Consider the following 17,865-nt stretch of genomic DNA (forward strand, 5'->3'; position numbering starts at 1 on the left):
CCGTGCTATAGTACCGGTCATGAGCAATCGCATCCTCGTCCTCTACGGTTCCTACCGTTCCGACCGCATGGGCATCCGCCTTGCGAATTTCGTCATCGATCGCTTGCGCGCCCGCGGCGACGACGTCGTGTTCATCGACGCCAAGGCGATCGGCCTGCCGATGCTCGATCGTATGTACAAGGAATATCCCAAGGGCTCCGCACCCGAGGCGCTGGAGAAGCTGGCCGGAGAGATCCGCGGCGCGGACGGTTTCGTGTTCGTCACTGGCGAATACAATTGGGGCATTCAGCCGGGCCTGAAGAATCTTACCGACCACTTCCTCGAGGAGTGGTTCTGGCGTCCGGCCGCCATCGTGAGCTACTCGGCCGGCCGCCTGTCCGGCGCGCGTGCCTCGACCGCCTGGCATGGCACGCTCTCGGAGATGGGCATGGTGGTGGTGTCGAGCACCATCGGCGTCGGCCCGATCGCTCAGACGCTGTCGGAGGCGGGCGAGCCAATCGGCGAGGGCGGCAAGGCGCTGGAACGCTCGTTCCCGCGCTTCGCCGACGATCTCGCCTGGTGGATCGAAGCTGCCAAGGCGCAACGGGCGCGCAAGGCGCCGCCTTATTGACGTCCCGTATTGACGGTCCCGTAGCCCGGATGGAGCGCAGCGCAATCCGGGGCCGCCGGTGTTTACGGCACGATTCCCGGATTACGCTTTCGCTCCATCCGGGCTACGAAGCTGCGCGTTTGCCGCGCTTACGCCGACCTGACCTCACCGAGGAAGCGGTCGAACTGTCCGGCGAGATCGCGTGACTGGGTCGAGAGCTGCTCGGCTGCGCCCAGCACCTCCCGCGCGGCCGTACCGGTGTCGTCGGCGGCGCGCTGCACGCCCGATATGTTGGTGTTGACCTCCTGGGTGCCGCGCGCGGCCTCCTGGACGCTGCGGGCGATCTCCTTGGTCGCCGAGCCCTGTTCCTCGATCGCGGCCGCAATCGCGGTGCCGATCTGGTCGATCTCGCCGATCACGTCGGCGACGTTGCGGATCGCGGTCACGGTCTCGTCGCTCGCGGCCTGGATCGCCGAAATCTGCTCGGAAATTTCGGTGGTGGCCTTGGCGGTCTGGCCCGCCAGCGATTTAACCTCGGCAGCAACCACCGCAAAGCCGCGGCCGGCCTCGCCGGCGCGGGCGGCCTCGATGGTCGCGTTCAGCGCCAGCAAATTGGTCTGCTCGGCGATGCTCTGGATCAGCGTCACGACGTCGCCGATCTTCTGCGCGCCCTCGGCCAGCGCGCGGGCGGTGTCGCCGGTGCGGCGGGCGTTGTCGACGGCGCGGGCCGCGATCTCAGTGGATTGGGCCACTTGACGGCCGATCTCCGAGATCGAAGAGGTCAGCTCTTCGGTGGCGCTCGCGACGGTCTGCACGTTGCTCGATGTCTGCTGCGAGGCGGCGGCGACGACCGCGGCCTGGCTGTTGGTCTGGGCCGCCGTCGAGGTCATCGACTGCGCCGTGCTTTCCATGGTGGAGGAGGCTTTCGACAGTCCGCCGACGAGCTCGGTGACCTTGGCTTCGAACGCGCGGGTGATCCCGTCGAGCGCCTGGGCGCGGCGCATCTTGCCGTCGTTCTCGGCCTGCTTCTCCGCCGCAAGGCTGTTGGCCCGGATCATGTTGTCCTTGAAGACCCGGACAGCCGCGGCCATTGCGCCGATTTCGTCGGAACGCTCGGCGCCGGGAATCTCTTCCGCGACCTCGCCGTCGGCAAGCCGCGACATCCGCGTCGTCAGGTTGACGATCGGAGCGCAGACCCGGCGGCGGACCGTGACGATGAGGCCGGCGCTGGCGATCAGCACGGCGAGGAGGCCCGCGAGTGCGATGGCGAAGCTGGTGTGGGCCGCAGTGGAAGCACCGGCGAGAATCTGCTCGGCGTTGTCGTAGAAGGCGTCGCGGACCTCGATGATGGTGCTGAGGCCGCGCTGCGTGGCGGTGTAATAGGTGTCCATGTCGTGTTCGTACTTGCCGCTGACCGCACCCTCCTTCACCAGCTTGAGCTCGCGGCCGAACTCTTCGATGTAGATCGCGTTGAATTTTTCCAGCGCCGCGGCGACGTTAGCCGGCGTTGCGGGATTGCCACGCAACTCCAGCAGCGACATCACGATCTGATCGTTGCGGCCCTGCGAGCGGCTGATCTCGGCCTTCTCGGTGTCGGTCGCTGGCTTCTTGCCCCCGACGAGATTCTTATGCAGGCTGGAGTTGAAGCCGCCCACGTCGCGCAATGTCATCGCGATGTTGGCGTAGCTGGCCTGCCGATAGGCATCGCCGTTGAGGATCGCCATGCGGCGGACCTGCTCGTTGAGCAGCGCGGTCACGCCGCCGTTAAGAACGGCGTTGTCGGCAACGATCTTTTTGGCAGCGTCCTTGCGCGCCTCAGGCGGGCCCGACATCGCCTTGTCGATGGCCTCGCGCAGTGCGGTGAACTTCGAGTTGATGGCGTCGATGTTGCCGCCGGTCGTGTTGCCGTCGTCGAACGGGCCGGGCAGTTCCTTGCGCAGCGCGTTCATCGTGTCGCGGGCGGCATCGGTCTGCTTGCGCAGCTTGCCCTGCTCGGCAAGCAGCGCCGGGTCGACGGCGGGAGGGCCATAGAGGATGTTGGTGGAAAAGCCGCGCTCGGGATTGAGGTAGCGCGGGATGTCGCTGACGGCGCGAACGATCGCCAGCCGCCCCTGGGCTTCGGTGATCCGCTCCATCGTCTGGTATTTCGTCACGGCGACGTAGACGGCGAGGCCGCCGCCCACGGTCGAGAGCGAAACGATGGCGGTGGTCAGGAGCGTACCGATTTTCATGATTCTGTCCGGCAACTGGCGCGGGAAATTATTTGCACGGACAATAGGCAGGCGATGTTAATCCCGGGTTTACGCTGGTGGCCGCGGTCACTTGGGCTGTCGGTCAAGGGCCGCGAGGATATCGAGCGTTGCCTGATCGCGCCCGCCCGAAAAATAGCGGGCGAGCGCCTCGTCGAAAACGGGCTCATTGGACACGGTGTCGAACAGCGTCATCGACGAATGGAATTTGGCGTCATCGGGCGCGCCGAGGATGGCGTTGATGGTCCGGCCCTCGACAGCGAGCACCAGCCTCGTGCATTCGATCAGGCGCGGACCGAGGATGGGGTGGGCGAGGTAGGCGCTGGCCTCGGCGCGGGAGGCGATGGCGTAGCGCTGCGACCTGGCGCTGAAGCCGAGGCCGGCGATTTGGGGGAAGACGAACCACATCCAGTGGCTCTGCTTTCGGCCCCGGGTCAGCTCCCCCTGGATGTCGCGATAGACCGGGTCCTGGGCCCGGACAAAGCGTTCCAGATCGAACGGATCGGTCATAAGATACCTTGGGATACCCTGGAATGGCTTGCCGGAGCCTTGCCGGAGCCTTGCCAGACCCTTGCCAGACCCCTGCCGGCCCCGATTATGCCTAACTTTTGGCTCCCAATGTGGTAGCTGGTATAGAATCTCCGGGTGGGGGTGGGTCCCCCCGGGGGTCGATTTTGGGGAGCTGATGGTTTCCGACCGGGCACAAGCCGAGAGGCTATTGTCGCGCCGCCGTATTGGGCGAGCCGAGACGATATTGCTGTCTCTGGCCGCCGTCGCGCTGGCGCTGGGCGCCGCCGCCTGGGTCGCGGACATCGGCGGCTCGGCCTCGCTTGTCACCGCCGCACTGCCGCCGGCCAATGCCCCTTCATTCGATGATCGTTTCGCTTCGGCATCGGGCAGCCCGCCCGCCCGCGAGCTCGGCCTGCGGACGCTGGAGCGCTCGGCAGTGAGTGCAGTCCAGCTCAAGCTGCGCGACGCCAAGGCGATGCTCGCCCAGAAGCTCCAGGGCGACGACTGGCGCTCGACCCTGACCGACGACGACCGGCACATTTCCGAAGAGGCGAGACTTTCGCAGCGTGCTGACGCGATCCCGATGCCGCGCTCGCGCCCGCCCCAAGCCGACATCTCTGCCCAGATCGCCTCGAGCCAGGCCTATGCCGAGACCAACCCCCGGGTCGACAACCGCAACTTCTTCGAAAAATTCACCGACAAGATCAGGCTGGCCTCGCTGACGCCCGACAGCGGCCTGTTCGGCAAGGCGCCCGATCTCGCCGCGCTCGGTTACGATTCGCGCACCGCGGTCTACGACATCTCGGCCAAGGCGCTTTACCTGCCGAGCGGCCTCGCGCTGGAAGCGCATTCGGGCATGGGCGCGCTGATGGACGACCCGGAGCACGTCGACCAGCGCATGGTTGGCGCCACCCCGCCCGCGACCTACGACCTGAAGCCGCGCGAGAAACTGTTTCACGGCGTCCGCGCACTGCGCTTGACGCCCACCGAGGGCACCAGCGCGCTCGGCCGCGTCGGCTTGCTCACCCATAATTACATGCTCGGGCCCCGTGGCGACTCCAACGGTTGCGTTTCGATCAAGGACTATGATCGATTCATGAAGGCCTACGACAACGGTGAGTTCAACCGTCTGGTCGTGGTGCCCCGGCTGACCCCGTCGGCGACTGCCTCGCAGCGCGCGAGCACTGAGTCCTGATATCTGCGCCTGATATTTGCCTGCTACGGCGGGGCTGCCGTTTTCCCTTCGTTAAGCCGTCATCGTCCAGAAGCAGCCCATGAGTGATCCGCAAAATTCCGAGACCCCGCTGCGCACGACGTTCAAGATCAAGCTGAACGGCGACACGCTGGCGATTGCGACCGTCGGCCAGGCCTATCAATTCCTCACCAACTTCAAATCGGTCGAGTGGATGGAATTCCGCTCGCTGCATGAAGACGCGGTCGCAGCGCTCGAAGGCGCCGCCGAGAACGCCATGCTCGTCGTGCAGGCGACCAACGCCGTGCGCGCGCTGTTTGTCAGCGCCAAGCTGCTCTGAGAGCGACACGGCAAATATTTGGGGAGATTCCCGGATTGCGCTGCGCTCCATCCGGGCTACCGCTCACGGCTTGGACTCCGCTATAGGGACAGGCAATGGTCTGCGAAGATCGCGCTCAAGCCGATACGTTGAAACATAGTTCAGGGAGAGACCCATCATGAAACGCCGTACATTTCTCAAGGGAGGCGCGCTCGCCGGCGCGACGACGCTGGTTGCCGCACCCGCGATTGCGCAGAGCGCGCCCGAGATCAAATGGCGCCTGACGTCGAGCTTCCCGAAGTCGCTCGACACCATCTACGGCACCGCGCAGACTTTTGCGAAATATGTTGCCGAGGCCACCGACAACAAATTCCAGATCCAGACCTTTGCGGCCGGCGAGCTCGTCCCCGGCCTGCAGGCGCTCGATGCGGTCAGCACAGCCTCTGTCGACATGGCGCAGACCCCGCTCTATTTCTACATCGGCAAGGAGCCGGCGCTGGCCTATGCGACCGGCGCGCCATTCGGCATGAACCATCGCCATCAGGAGTCCTGGTGGCATTTCGGCGGCGGCGCCGACCTTACCAACGAGGCGCTGAAGCCGTTCAAGGCGCATGCGATCCTCTGCGGCAATTCCGGCACCCAGATGGGCGGCTGGTTCCGCAAGGAGATCAAGACCGTCGACGATCTCAAGGGCCTGAAATTCCGCATCGCCGGCATGGGCGGCCATGTGCTGGCGCGGCTCGGCGTGGTGCCGCAACAGATCGCGGGCGGCGATATCTATCCGGCGCTGGAGAAGGGCACGATCGACGCGGTCGAATTCGTCGGCCCCTATGACGACGAAAAGCTCGGCTTCCAGAAGGTCGCCAAATACTACTACTTCCCGGGCTGGTGGGAGGGCGGCGCCATGCTGCACATGATCGTCAACGACGAGAAGTGGGCGTCGTTGCCCAAGCAGTACCAGTCGATCGTCAACCAGGCCGCGTCGGCCGCGGGCGCCTGGATGCTCGAGAAATACGACAGCGTGAATCCGGCGGCGCTGAAGCGGCTGATCGCCAATGGCGCGGACCTGAAGGCGTTTCCGCAGCCGGTGCTGGAGGCCTGTTATGCCGCGACCCAGGACCATCTGAACGAGCTCGCCACCAAGAGCGACCTGTTCAAGCGCACCAAGGAAAGCCACGACGCCTATATGAAGGAGCTGCTGTTCTACACGCAGATCGCGGAGAATTTTTACGACAATTATCTGCTCGGCAAGATGCGCAACAAGGCTTGAGTGCGCAAAACTCCCGTAGGGTGGGCAAAGGCGCACTTGCGCCGTGCCCACCACTGCTTGCTTGACTCGCCATGGTGGGCAGGCTTCGCTTTGCCCACCCTACAGCATCTATCGTGCGGTGAATTAAGCCGCGCCCAGCCCGAGCTTCTCGTAAATCCGCCGTGCATAGGCGCCGAATGCGTCCGTCGTCTTGAGCGGAAGGTCACGCGGGAAGGGCAGGTCGATCGGGAAATAATCGGCCATCTTCGCCGGGCCTGCTGTCAGCACAGCGCAGTGCGATGACAGGAACACGGCCTCCTGGATCGAGTGGGTGATGAAGATGATGGTCTTGCCGCTCTCGCGCCAGATCCGCAGCATCTCCAAGTTCATCTGCTCGCGGGTCAAGGCGTCGAGCGCGCCGAACGGCTCGTCCATCAGGATCAGTTTCGGGTCGTGAATGAAGGCGCGCGCGATGGCGGTGCGCTGCTGCATGCCGCCGGACAACTCTCGCGGATATTTCTGCTCGTAGCCGGCAAGTCCCACCAGATTGAGCAGATCGCGCGCCCGCTCGCGCGCGGCCTTGATGGGAAGGCCGACGATCTCCGCCGGCAGCAGCACGTTGTCCAGGATCGTCCGCCATTTCAGCAGCAGCGCCTGCTGGAATACCATGCCGATGTCGCGGGTCGGATCGAACGGGCTTTTGGCATTGCCGATCTTCACCGTGCCGCCGTCGGCGTCGTGCAGGCCGGCCAAAATCTTCATCACCGTGGTCTTGCCGCAGCCGGATGGGCCGACCAGCGAGACAAGCTCACCCTCCTGCACGTCCATGGTGACGTCGGACACCGCCAGGAATTCGGCTCCGCCGCTGCGATACACCTTGCGGACGCCTTGCAGGCTGATGAAGGGGTTTGAGCTCATGCCAGCCATTTGTTCAAGTTTGCGGCCACGAACGCGTCGTCGCTGAGGTCGGAATGCTCGCGAGTGACGCGGTCGATCTCATCCTTCTGGCCGTGGCTAAGGCCCTCGTTCGGATCGAGGCACCACAGGCCCTGCATCAGGCTCTGTCGTCGCAGCACCTCATGGCAGCCGGCGATGCAGCCGTGAAAATTGTTGGCGACGTCGAAGAATGCGCTGTTGCAGTCGGTGACGCGGGCATCGAGCGCGAGCAAATCGGCCGGGACGCTGTCCTTGTGCCGTGCCGCTCTGCAGCGCTCGAACTGTTTTATGGCGCTCGCGGTCCAAACCGACCAGTGGCCGAGCAGTCCGCCCTTGAAATAAGTGCGCGTGGTGATTCCGTTGTCACGGAGGTCGAACGGCAGCATCAGATCGAGCAGGATGTGGTCGTCATTGCCGGTATAGAGCGCAACGCGGTCGAGCGCGCCGGCCGCCGCGACGCCGCGCAGAACATCAAGGGTCCTGTAGCGGTTGAAGGGCGCGATCTTGATCGCGATGACATTGTCGATCGAGGCAAAACGCTGCCAGAACCGGCTCGACAGGACCAGGCCGCCGACGGCCGGCTGAAGATAGAAGCCGACCAGCGGAATTTCGGCAGCGACCGCTGCGCAATGCGCGATGATCTCGTCCTCCGACGCGCCCTTCATCGCAGCGAGACTGAGGAGCCCTGCGTGGTAGCCGATGTCGCGCGCGGTGCGGGCTTCGATGGTGGCCTGCCTGGTCGGACCGGCGAGGCCCGCGACCAGCGCCAGCGGACGCTTGGTCCAGTTCGCCGCAGTCTCGGCGGCGAGTTCGAGCACGGGACGGTAGAGGCCGACATCGCGGATCGCAAACTGCGTGGTGTGCACGCCGACCGCAAGGCCGCCGGAGCCGGCGTCGATGTAATAGCGCGTCAGCGCGCGCTGATGCTTTGTGTCGAGCTGGCGTTCGGCGGTGAGCGCGAGGGGATGCGCCGGCAGCACGGTGCCGTCGGCGATCAGCTTGCGGATCTCGCTGTTGATCTGGCTGTGGTGCATGATGTCCTATCCGAATTCGGGGCCGGCGACGGCGAATGGCATTTCTTCACCTGTGGCAGTGGCGGGGCCGAACCGCATGCGCTGGAACGGACGTTCGATGCTCCAGCCCGATGCGGTCAATCCTTCAGGGAACCCAGGTTGCGACGCGACGGCGTCGAGCAGCAGCGGGCCGGTTTCCGATCGCGCGATGGCATCGACCAAGGTCAGCGCGGCTGCGGCGTCGTCGGCAAACAGCGGGCCGATATGGCGCGCCGTGCGTCCGTCGCGAACCAGCGCGATGGCGCCGCTCGCGGAGACGATGCGTGAGCCGGGCCGCTGCGCAAAGGCAGAGAGCAGGGCGGTTCGATCGAGGCCCGTAGCGCGCCGGTCACGCGCGCGGAGCGCGTCGAGCGGCGCGGATGAAGGTGCCTGCTCCGACGTTGAAGCGGATTTCACCAGCCTGAGGCGGCGCAACTGCAGGGTCGGCGTGAACCCGAGCGGCCCATAGACGGCGGCACCATCCGGCGTCGCGTCGAGCCAGCTCGTCAGGTTGCGTTTGCCTGCCGTCGCCAGGCAGGCGTCGACGAGCCGCGTGGCGAGACCGCGCCGGCGGTGGCTTGCCGTCACCAGCACCATGCTGATCCAGGCGTTGTTGCCGGGGTAGGGCAAGAGCGCCGCGGTCGCGACCAGTTGCGTGCCATCACGGATGCCGAACACGATGCCGTCGCTTAGGAAAAAGCGCCAGTCGTCTTCATTCTGGTTCCAGTGCGCCTCTGTCGAGAGCGCGAGGCCTGCCGCAGCATCCTCGACGCCAAGCCGGATGACGCGCGGAGCGTCAGTAGCGTCCATCGCGCACCTCGTATTTGGTGGGCTTGCCGTGGCTCGGCATGGCGCGGGAGATCCAATCCGCGGTCCAGGCGATCAGCTGCTCGGTGTCGACGACCGGCAGGCCGAACAGCTCGACTGCCTTGGACGTGTCGGTCAGCCATGCCGTCGGCTGTTCGTTTCCTGTCAGGACCGGCGCGCGGCCGAACCTGGCGCCGAATCGTGCTGCGAGGTCGCGCACCGCCAAAATCTCGTGGCCGCTGACATTGATCGGCGAGGTCGGCGCCGTGCAATGCGCGAGACAGCGCAGCGCCTGGGACGAGGCATCGCCCTGCCAGATGAAATTGACGTGGCCGATGCTAACATCGATCGGAGTGCCCGTGAGCACTTTCAATGCGATGTCGTGGAGGACGCCATAGCGCATGTCGATCGCGTAGTTGAGGCGGAACAGCCGCCCGGGCGTTCCGAGCTTGCGCGAAAAATACTCGAACATGCGCTCGCGGCCGACGCAGGATTGGGCGTACTCGCCGGGCGGGTTCGGCGCCATGTCCTCGCTCGAGCCTTTGCCGTCGACGGGAACGAAGGGATAGATGCAGCCGGTCGAGAACGCCACGATCCGCGACGACGGGAAGGCCTGCGCGACCAGCGCCGGCACGTGCGCATTCATCGCCCAGGTCAGCGACAGATCGCCCTCCGCGCCGAATTTGCGGCCGGCCATGAAGATGATGTTGGGCGCCTTCGGCAGTGCCTGAATCGCGGTCTCGTCCATCAGGTCGCAATTGATGGTCTCGACGCTACGCGCGTGCAGCCAGTCCTTGACGCCGGCGTCGCTGAAGCGGGCGACGCCAATGACGCGGCGATCGGGCGCTGCGGCTTTGGCCAGCCCCGCCAGCGTCGGCCCCATCTTGCCGGCGACGCCTAGGATCATGATGTCGCCTTCGACCCTGGCGAGGTCGTCGATCAAAGCCTGCGTCGGCCGGCACAGGAGATCGTCGAGCGCGGCGATATCAGGGATGGTCTTCGGCAGTGTCTGGCGGGTGAGGAGCATGGTTTTGGTCCTTGGTCTTGGCTCTGCCGTTTCAAGTCGGTGTTGCGTCACCGACCACGAACATGCGTTCGAGGACGAGCACGAAGCCGTAAAGCGCGACGCCGAGCAGCGTCAGCAGCACGACGGCCATCACCATCGCGGGCGTGTCGAGCGACGACTGCACCTGGATCATGAGGTAGCCGAGCCCGCGCTCGGAGGCGATGAACTCGCCGACGATGGCGCCGGCGACAGCGAGGATGGCGCCGACCTTCATGCCGGAGAATATGTATGGCAGCGATCCCGGCAGCTGGATCTTGCGGAACAGCGTCCAGCGCGAGCCGCGCAGCGATTTGACGAGATCGAGCAGATCCGGCTCGACCTCGCGCAAGCCGCGCGCGGTGGTGAGCAGGATCGGAAAGAAGCAGATGCTGAAGGCGATCAGGATGTTCGGCACGATGCCGTAGGAGAACCAGACGATGAGGAGCGGGCCGAGCGCGACCTTCGGAATCATGTTCAGCGTCACGAACAGCGGCAGCAGCACGAGGCTGAGCAACGGCGCCCAGCTGAAGATGACGGCAAACGTGACGCCGACGAATGCGCCGAGCGCAAAGCCGCCGAGGATCTCGATCGCGGTCACCAGCGTATTGGCGCCCCAGGCGTAGCTCGCGGTTCCCAGCGTCTGGATCGTCGCGAGCGGCGAGGGCAGGATGAACTTCGGCACGTGGAAGGCGTCGACCAGGACCTGCCAGAGCACGAGCACGGCGAGGTGCACGATCAGGACGATCGCAAAGCTGCGCGTATTGCGGGCGCCGTCTCCTGTCACCGGTTGCTCCCTGTTGCAGCGGCCACCTTGCCGCTGGTCGCAAGCCTAACCGGCCTTGAGGGAAGTTTCAACCAGTTGGTTGATTACGGCCGGAGCGAATGTAGCACGAGATCGGCGACGTGCCGGCGGCGGGCGCGGCGCGCGGCCCGGCTTGACAGGTCCTTGCCGAAGATCGCCGACAGCGTCGGCGTGTTTGAGAGATAGAAATAGCTGAGGCCCGCGATGGAGATATAGAGCTGGATCGGGTCGATCCCCTTGCGGAACATGCCGGCGCGGACGCCCTCGTGAAGGATGTGGGACACGCTCTTCACCAACGGCGAATGCATCGCCTCCAGCCGCGTCGAGCCGCGGACGTGGCGGGCACCGCCGCGGTTCTCGTCGTTCAGAAGCACGATGAAATCGGGGTTTGTTGCGAGGTAATCGAACGAGGCCTCGATCAGTTTCCGGATCGCCTTTTCCGGGGGCAGGCCTTCGAGATTGAGCTGGCGCTCCTGTTCGCGAATATCGGCGTAAACCCATTCGAGGACGGCAAGATAGAGCGCGTCCTTGTCGCCGAAGTAGTGGTAGACGAGCTGCTTGTTGACGCCGGCGCGCTCCGCGATCTCGTCGACACGGGCGCCGGCAAAGCCGTGCCGGGCGAACTCCTCGCGCGCCGCGGTGAGCAGCTTCTTGCGGGTGGCGACCGGGTCGCGCCGCTGCGGCACGGTGTCGCCTGAACGTTTTGCGGGCATTTCCAACCAAACAGTTGACAAGTTGAGGGCGGCCTTGTTGCATTGGTATCCTCACAGGGGGAGAGCGACAAGCCGGGTCGCGGGCAACGAGGAGAGATGCGATGAAGCGTTTGCAGGCGGCGGGCTCGGCCCTGGCTGTAGCCCTGATGCTCGGTTCACCGGCGATGCCGGCGAACGCGGGTGAGGCGGTCAATCTGATCCTGAACTGGGCGCCGACGGCCGATCACTCGCCCTATTATTACGCCAAGGCACAAGGCTGGTACGAGAAGGCGGGCATCGATCTGACCATTGAGGTCGGCAAGGGCTCCGGCGTCTCCGCCGCCAAGGTCGGCTCCGGCGGTTCGCCCTTCGGCGTCGCCGATCTCGCCACCATGCTGGTGGCGAAGAGCAAGGGGGCTGATGCTGTGGCCGTGATGAGCGTCTACGCCAACACCGGCCAGACCTTTTACTGGCTGAAGAGCTACGGCGTAAACGGGGTGAAGGATTTTGCCGGCCACAAGATCGGTAATCCGCCCGGGGACGCCTCGCGCGTGATGTGGCCGGCCTTCGCCAAGGCCGCAGGGCTTGCACCCGACTCCGTCGGCTTCGTCAATGTCGGGCCGACCGCGAAGATCGCCGCGCTGAAGAGCCATACCGTCGACATCATCAGCGACTTCTACAACGAGCACGATTTGAAGGTGATCGAGTTCGGAAGCGATCTCGGCTACGTCAACTGGAAGGACATCGGGCTCAATCCTTACGGCAATTCGCTGATCGTCAACGGCGGCTATCTGCAGAAGAACCCGAAGCTGGTTGAGGAGTTCGTGCGGGTCACGCAAAAGGCCTTCGCGACCTGCGTCGCCGACGCCGCGCCCTGCCTGAAGGCCTTGCTCGATCAGGTCTCCGGTCTCGACAAGGAGAACCAGGAGCGCCAGTGGGAGCGCATCAAATTCCTGATGACCGACGAATTCACGACGACGAAGTCGCTCGGCTGGATCGACGGCGAGCGGATGAAGAAGGATTACGAGCTGGTCCAGACCTATCTCGGCATGGAAAAGCCGTTCGATGTCACGACGGCGTTCACGACGAAGATGCTCGATCCCGCCATCAAGATGGACGCGAGCAAGGTGAAGAAGTAGGGCGGCTTCCTTATCGTCGTCCCGGCGAAAGCCAGGACCCATTACCCCAGGGCGTGGTTTGGCGAAGACTTGTGGTTCGGTACTCCCACCGTCCGCATCGATGGATTCCGCGGTATGGGTCCTGGCTTTCGCCAGGACGACACCGGAGATCTGGGGCGGCTGCCCGTCGCCGAGGGCCACGGCCCGACGCCCGCCCCACCTAACCCCACGGAGAAATTAACCGGCCATTAACCATATCGGCGGCATCGTTAACCATTCAATAACAGGGAACGAGTCGGCCGCTATGGAGGCTGCAGTAAAACCTCAACGCCAAATGGTGCGCCTGCGCGGGCGCTCCTATGTGGCCTTCGTATTCGTGCCGACGGTTCCCATCCAGGACTGGCTGCAGGAGATCGATACCACCATCGCGCGCTCGCCGGGCTTCTTCGCCGGCCGCCCCGTGGTGATCGACCTGTCCTCGGTCGATCTCAGCCAATCCGGCATCGGCCATCTCCTCACCAGCCTTCAGGACCGCAACATCCGCGTGCTCGGGATCGAGGGCGTGGAGGAGAGCCGGCTGACCCCCATGATGCCGCCGCTGCTGTCGGGCGGGCGGAGCTGCGTCATCGAACCGAGCGCTCCGAAGAAGCCTGAGGCGAAGGTCGAGACCAAGCCGACCTCCCTGCTGCTCGAAAGCCCGGTGCGCTCCGGCCAGACCGTAATCTTCCCCGAAGGCGACGTCACCATTCTCGGCTCGGTCGGCTCCGGCGCCGAAGTCGTCGCCGGCGGTTCCATTCACATCTACGGCGCGCTGCGCGGCCGTGCCATGGCGGGCGTGAACGGTCACACGAGCGCACGTATCTATTGTCAGAAGATCGAGGCCGAACTGCTTGCAATCGATGGCTTTTACCAGACCGCCGACGATATCGACGCGGCCCTGCGCGGCAAGCCGGCTCAGGCCTGGCTCCAGGGCAACACCATGCGAATTACTGCGCTGAACTGACCAGAAGGAGATTTCAGAGATGGCCAAGGTACTGGTCGTGACATCAGGCAAGGGGGGCGTCGGCAAGACGACGACGACCGCCGCGCTGGGAGCTGCGCTCGCGCAACGCGGCGAAAAGGTTGTCGTCGTCGATTTCGACGTCGGCCTGCGCAACCTCGACCTCGTGATGGGCGCCGAACGCCGCGTCGTGTTCGACCTCATCAACGTGGTGCAGGGGGTCGCAAAGCTGCCGCAGGCGCTGATCAAGGACAAGCGGCTGGAGAACCTCTGGCTGCTGCCGGCCTCGCAAACCCGCGACAAGGACGCGCTGACCGAAGAGGGCGTGGGCAAGGTCATCGAGGATCTGCGCAGTCGTTTCGACTGGGTGATCTGCGACAGCCCGGCCGGCATCGAGCGCGGCGCCTCCATGGCGATGCGCTTTGCCGACGAAGCCGTGATCGTCACCAATCCCGAAGTCTCCTCGGTGCGCGATTCCGATCGCATCATCGGCATGCTCGATTCCAAGACGGTGCGGGCCGAGAAGGGCGAGCGGGTCGAGAAGCATATTCTCATCACCCGCTATGATCCCTCGCGCGCTGCGCGCGGCGAGATGCTGACCATCGAGGACATCCTCGAGATCCTCGCAACGCCCTTGCTCGGCATTATCCCGGAGAGCCAGGACGTGCTGCGCGCATCCAACGTCGGCACGCCTGTAACGCTGTCGAACGCGGAAGGCGCACCGGCGCGGGCCTATATCGACGCGGCGCGACGGCTGTGCGGCGACACTGTGCCGATGCAGGTGCCGACCGAGCGCAAGGGCTTCATGGACCGCCTGCTGCGACGGAGGGCCGCATGAGCATGGGTCTGCTTCGGCTTCTTCGCGGCAACAAGGCCTCTGCACCCGTCGCGCGCGAACGGTTGCAGATCCTGCTTGCCCATGAACGCGGACTGCGCGGCCAGCCCGATCTGCTCGGTGTGCTGCGTGAGGAAATTCTCGCGGTCGTCTCAAGGCACGTCACGCTGGACCCGACCAAGGTCATCGTCCGGCTCGATCGCGGCGACGAGGTCTCGACCCTCGAGGTCGATATCGAGGTGCCCAACGATTTCGAGCGCAGGCGCGCGGCAGTCGGGTAGGGACCTCGGCCGCGACGCTTCAAAATTTGGGGTGGGTGAGAAGGCGGTCCGCTGGGCATAGCGGGCCGCCTTTTGCGCGCCGATCGGAACGCTGCGGAACGAGGTCAGGGGCTCAATCGTTGTGAACAACCCGCGGCGGCGCGATGCACCGCGGTTTCGTCAAACGGGAGAACGCCCATGATGACCGAGGTCCAGGTCCACACCGTCGCGCGCCAGATGCTGGAACAGCATGGTTTTGCGGCGATCGCGAAGGCCGCTGAACAGGCCAGGGCCTGCGAGGGCCGCGGCGAGGGCGATGAGGCCAAAGAGTGGCGTCACATCGCCGACGCGATGAAGATCATACGCGGCCCGCACCAGAGCTGACACTCCCGCGCGCTCAACGCTCCCCGCGGTCGGCGCCCTGCGGCGACGTGCGATTCTGTGTCGGCTGGGAGCGCTCGCCCGTCTCCTTGCAGGGGAGCGGCTCCCACGAGCCGTCCGGCGCCTGCTGATAGGCGCTGCACGATGACGACGAGGTCGGTTTGTCCTCGCCCTTTTGGGCATCGGAATTCTTCGCCAGCACGGGCGCAGTCAGCACCGCCGCGACGGCAAACGCGACGGCGAGAAGGACATGGTTGATCCGCATGGGGCTCCCCTGTTCGAGTTTCGAAGAGAGCCGCATGCTGGCGAGGAATGTGACGATTATTGGCCGAAGCAAAAGTTCCGGCGCGGCGTGCTTAACGCCACGTGAGAACCCTAGCCGCCCTTGCTGCGGATCAGGCCGGCGAGGTTGGTCTTCTGGGCCTCGCACCAGCTGGGCATGCCGAGGCGGCGTTGGTTGAGGTCGGTCGCCTGGGTGGCCACCGCGACTTCGGCCATCAGATCGTCGTCCTGCTTCTCGCCCATCTTGCCGCCGGTGTGCATCCAGGCGATCGCCTTGCGGACCTTCTCGGTGGTGCCCTCGGGCAGCTGCATCTGCTCCGCCTTCTGCACCAGATCCTGGTAGACGACATCCGTGCCGGGACATTCGACCTTGGCGGCGAAGGCCTGCAAGACCAACGTGACATAGGTCGAACGTGGATGGTCGGCCGCTTGGGCCGGCGCCGCCAGCAGCAACAGGGCCGTCATCAGAAAACCAGTCCGCATCCTTGGTACCTCCCCGAATTTTCGGGAAGGCTAGCGGCTGGCGCGACGCTCCGCAATGGGGATGGCGTGCGGGAGCGAAGCGGCCGGCGAGCTAGCGCCGCCAGGCCGGCACGGGATCGAGCGGCGTGCGGTAGACCTCTTTGTGATCGCGGTCGGTGACGCGCACAGCGCAACCCTTGCTTTGCAACTCGGGCTTCACCTGCGACAGCTCGGTGGCCAGTTGAACGGCACGATCGGAGGCGACCTCGATGTCTTCGAGGATGATACCGCCCTGGTTCTTGAACTCTTCACCAACCACGAGATCGAAGGAATAGTAAGGCATCCGAATTCCCCGGTGTGACGAATTGAGCTTCGGCTTTCAACACATGACTGATGGTACCACTGAGTCGATGTTTATCGAATGAACGGCGCGCGCAATCTCTGTGCTTATGGCGCAGAAATGATGTGCAACATTCAACCGTGTTAAGATTTTATTAAATATGTCGGCGTGATCATGAGCCATGGAATTGCAGCAGAACCGGGCTCCGGGAACCGGCAGCTGCAAGAGAAGGCCGCCGGCATAGCTCCCGACGGCCTTTTCTCTTGATGGAAAACAATGGAAGCATTGCTTCCCGTAGTCACCCGGACTCAACGCATCACATCGACTCGGACAGCGTCCCTGGCGCGACGCTTCATGTCCTCGCGTGAGATCGTTCAGCGCAGCGGCATTGGCGGGCGCACGACAGGTCCGTCGTCGTCGGCAACGGCTTGCGTCGTCGTCATGGCAGCTGGCGGAGGCACTGCGGCAGCCTGCGACGGCGGCGGCGGTGCGAGCGGCGCGGGCGAATAAGCCGGCATGTAGGTGTGCGAGACGACCGGCTTGGGTTTGCGAACCGGCGGCGTCGCGGGCCGCGGCGGCAGCGCGGACATTTGCGCGCGCGGATCGATGCGCGGCTTCGCATCGGCCACCGGCTTCGCCGCGGGCGGCTTCGTCATCTCGCGTGCCATCTGCTCCTGCCCGGCCTTCAACTCAGCGATGTTGGCCTTGAGCTGCTCGATCTGTTGCGCCATCGCGGCGAGATCGCGCGTCATCGACTGCACCGATTGTACAGGATCGGATTGTGTTGCCGTGGGCACCGCTGCTGCAACCTGGGTTGCAGGCGGAGCCGGAGATTGATCGACTGCTTGATCTGTTGCCGCTTGATCCGTCGCGGCCTGGTCCGCAGGCGGCGCAGCCTGCGCGGCGGCAACCGGTGCCGTCTGCGACGTCGAAGGCAGCAGCGACGCCACTGCCGGTGTCCATTCGGCGAGCATCTGTTTTGCGGTGTCGCCATGTTTCTCCCAGGCAACAGTGGCGGCCGCGCTTCCGCCCGCAAACAGCATCGTGACGAACGCACCGCGCAGCCATTTACCAGCGGAGGAGCGCTTCTGCCGGCTGAGACCATCACCGGGTGCGACGCGCACGGCGGTGTCGACCGAGGGCGCTGCCGCCTGCGGCTCGCGGACGGGACTGAACTTCGGCTCCGGATCCATTCTGGACTTCAGTGTGAACGCCGGATCTATTTTGACTTCCGGACGAGTCGTGATCTCAGGCGCGAGCGCGGGCGCGACGCTGAGAGGGCGCGAGGCCAGCACAATGTCAGGCGAAATCTGCACGGCGTCGTGCGGGTCGTTGTTCGTGACCGTGTCCTTCACGATCTCATCGACGATTTGCCGAGAGTTCAGTGTCGCGAGCATCGCAGCTCCTTTGAAGCCTGGGTTTTTTGCAGTCCAGGTGTTGAGTAGTTGAAGTGTTGGCCGTCCGCATTCGCGCGAGCAGATCCGTGAGGCGAGCCCATCCAATTCCCCGAGGCCCAAGCACATGACGCACGAGTCCAGCCGGGTTTGACCAAAGCAAGGCGAGGGGATGGAGACTGTGCGACGCTCTTGCGCCGTTTGTGGTGATGGAACCCGCTTCATCAAACACAGGCACGTGTTCCGCAATGCCTTGTTTTCAGCACGATTTTGGCAGCATCTGGTGTTGCTGGGGGTGCTGCTATCGCTATCGGGGCCGGCGGTGCCAAGATCCTTATTCGTTCTATTCGT

21 protein-coding genes are annotated in these 17,865 nt (G+C 64.6%); 9 read left to right on the top strand and 12 right to left on the bottom strand.

What is annotated here, in order from left to right; all coding sequences use genetic code 11:
* Positions 1-19 precede the first annotated feature (19 nt).
* Positions 20-610 (top strand): NADPH-dependent FMN reductase, encoded by a 591-nt coding sequence (locus GWG67_RS24035; protein ID WP_085353019.1) that lies wholly within the window; start codon positions 20-22, stop codon positions 608-610.
* A gap of 128 nt (positions 611-738) precedes the next feature.
* Here the strand turns inward: GWG67_RS24035 and GWG67_RS24040 are convergent, their stop codons facing one another.
* On the bottom strand, positions 739-2,820 hold the full coding sequence (locus tag GWG67_RS24040; protein ID WP_275171836.1) for a methyl-accepting chemotaxis protein: 2,082 nt from the start codon (positions 2,818-2,820) through the stop codon (positions 739-741).
* Between the two features lie 87 nt (positions 2,821-2,907).
* A complete protein-coding gene (locus GWG67_RS24045) occupies positions 2,908-3,348 on the bottom strand; it encodes a DUF1810 domain-containing protein (RefSeq protein ID WP_275171837.1) in 441 nt (146 codons plus the stop codon).
* Between the two features lie 244 nt (positions 3,349-3,592).
* Between GWG67_RS24045 and GWG67_RS24050 the strand changes: the two genes are divergently transcribed.
* The 3 genes from GWG67_RS24050 to GWG67_RS24060 all read left to right on the top strand — a co-directional run bounded on the left by GWG67_RS24050 (position 3,593) and on the right by GWG67_RS24060 (position 6,129).
* Positions 3,593-4,543, top strand: a complete 951-nt coding sequence (locus GWG67_RS24050; protein ID WP_275171838.1) for a DUF2778 domain-containing protein — start codon at positions 3,593-3,595, stop codon at positions 4,541-4,543.
* A 79-nt stretch (positions 4,544-4,622) separates the two neighbouring features.
* Positions 4,623-4,880 carry a hypothetical protein gene (locus tag GWG67_RS24055; protein WP_275171839.1) on the top strand — a complete coding sequence of 86 codons (258 nt, stop codon included), beginning with the start codon at positions 4,623-4,625 and terminating at the stop codon, positions 4,878-4,880.
* Positions 4,881-5,037: 157 nt separating this feature from the next.
* Complete coding sequence (locus GWG67_RS24060; protein ID WP_275171840.1) at positions 5,038-6,129, top strand: TRAP transporter substrate-binding protein; 1,092 nt, start codon at positions 5,038-5,040, stop codon at positions 6,127-6,129.
* A gap of 123 nt (positions 6,130-6,252) precedes the next feature.
* Here the strand turns inward: GWG67_RS24060 and GWG67_RS24065 are convergent, their stop codons facing one another.
* From GWG67_RS24065 to GWG67_RS24090, 6 genes are all read right to left on the bottom strand, one after another.
* Positions 6,253-7,035 carry an ABC transporter ATP-binding protein gene (locus GWG67_RS24065; protein WP_275171841.1) on the bottom strand — a complete coding sequence of 261 codons (783 nt, stop codon included), beginning with the start codon at positions 7,033-7,035 and terminating at the stop codon, positions 6,253-6,255.
* Positions 7,023-8,078, bottom strand: coding sequence for a dihydrodipicolinate synthase family protein (locus tag GWG67_RS24070; protein ID WP_275171842.1), 1,056 nt, complete (start codon positions 8,076-8,078; stop codon positions 7,023-7,025). The genes GWG67_RS24065 and GWG67_RS24070 overlap by 13 nt, the downstream gene beginning before the upstream one ends.
* 6 nt (positions 8,079-8,084) lie before the next feature.
* A complete protein-coding gene (locus GWG67_RS24075) occupies positions 8,085-8,906 on the bottom strand; it encodes a GNAT family N-acetyltransferase (RefSeq protein ID WP_275171843.1) in 822 nt (273 codons plus the stop codon).
* Positions 8,893-9,930 (bottom strand): NAD(P)-dependent oxidoreductase, encoded by a 1,038-nt coding sequence (locus tag GWG67_RS24080; RefSeq protein WP_275171844.1) that lies wholly within the window; start codon positions 9,928-9,930, stop codon positions 8,893-8,895. Before GWG67_RS24080 ends, GWG67_RS24075 begins: the two co-directional genes overlap by 14 nt.
* 31 nt (positions 9,931-9,961) lie before the next feature.
* Positions 9,962-10,732, bottom strand: coding sequence for an ABC transporter permease (locus tag GWG67_RS24085; RefSeq protein WP_275171845.1), 771 nt, complete (start codon positions 10,730-10,732; stop codon positions 9,962-9,964).
* Positions 10,733-10,815: 83 nt separating this feature from the next.
* Positions 10,816-11,463 (bottom strand): TetR/AcrR family transcriptional regulator, encoded by a 648-nt coding sequence (locus GWG67_RS24090; RefSeq protein WP_007591743.1) that lies wholly within the window; start codon positions 11,461-11,463, stop codon positions 10,816-10,818.
* A 101-nt stretch (positions 11,464-11,564) separates the two neighbouring features.
* Here GWG67_RS24090 and GWG67_RS24095 point away from each other — a divergent pair, with 101 nt between their 5' ends.
* The 5 genes from GWG67_RS24095 (at position 11,565) to GWG67_RS24115 (ending at position 15,039) form a co-directional block, all read left to right on the top strand.
* Entirely contained in the window at positions 11,565-12,581 is a 1,017-nt protein-coding gene (locus GWG67_RS24095; protein ID WP_275171846.1) for an ABC transporter substrate-binding protein, read from the top strand.
* Between the two features lie 283 nt (positions 12,582-12,864).
* Positions 12,865-13,563 (top strand): septum site-determining protein MinC, encoded by a 699-nt coding sequence (gene minC, locus GWG67_RS24100; protein ID WP_275171847.1) that lies wholly within the window; start codon positions 12,865-12,867, stop codon positions 13,561-13,563.
* 19 nt (positions 13,564-13,582) lie between these two features.
* Complete coding sequence (gene minD / locus GWG67_RS24105; RefSeq protein WP_275171848.1) at positions 13,583-14,398, top strand: septum site-determining protein MinD; 816 nt, start codon at positions 13,583-13,585, stop codon at positions 14,396-14,398.
* Positions 14,395-14,676, top strand: coding sequence for a cell division topological specificity factor MinE (gene minE / locus GWG67_RS24110; protein WP_275171849.1), 282 nt, complete (start codon positions 14,395-14,397; stop codon positions 14,674-14,676). Before minD ends, minE begins: the two co-directional genes overlap by 4 nt.
* Positions 14,677-14,853: 177 nt before the next feature.
* Positions 14,854-15,039, top strand: a complete 186-nt coding sequence (locus GWG67_RS24115) for a hypothetical protein (RefSeq protein ID WP_219683905.1) — start codon at positions 14,854-14,856, stop codon at positions 15,037-15,039.
* A 13-nt stretch (positions 15,040-15,052) separates the two neighbouring features.
* Here the strand turns inward: GWG67_RS24115 and GWG67_RS24120 are convergent, their stop codons facing one another.
* The 4 genes from GWG67_RS24120 to GWG67_RS24135 all read right to left on the bottom strand — a co-directional run bounded on the left by GWG67_RS24120 (position 15,053) and on the right by GWG67_RS24135 (position 17,517).
* Complete coding sequence (locus GWG67_RS24120; protein ID WP_275171850.1) at positions 15,053-15,301, bottom strand: hypothetical protein; 249 nt, start codon at positions 15,299-15,301, stop codon at positions 15,053-15,055.
* Between the two features lie 110 nt (positions 15,302-15,411).
* The gene (locus GWG67_RS24125; RefSeq protein WP_275171851.1) at positions 15,412-15,801 is read right to left on the bottom strand and encodes a hypothetical protein; all 390 of its coding nucleotides are present in this window, start codon (positions 15,799-15,801) and stop codon (positions 15,412-15,414) included.
* A 91-nt stretch (positions 15,802-15,892) separates the two neighbouring features.
* Positions 15,893-16,123, bottom strand: a complete 231-nt coding sequence (locus GWG67_RS24130) for a hypothetical protein (RefSeq protein WP_007591727.1) — start codon at positions 16,121-16,123, stop codon at positions 15,893-15,895.
* A gap of 371 nt (positions 16,124-16,494) precedes the next feature.
* Complete coding sequence (locus GWG67_RS24135; protein WP_275172011.1) at positions 16,495-17,517, bottom strand: hypothetical protein; 1,023 nt, start codon at positions 17,515-17,517, stop codon at positions 16,495-16,497.
* Positions 17,518-17,865 lie beyond the last annotated feature (348 nt).

The sequence above is a fragment of the Bradyrhizobium sp. CSS354 genome (assembly GCF_029051725.1).
In the GTDB taxonomy this organism is placed as follows: domain Bacteria; phylum Pseudomonadota; class Alphaproteobacteria; order Rhizobiales; family Xanthobacteraceae; genus Bradyrhizobium.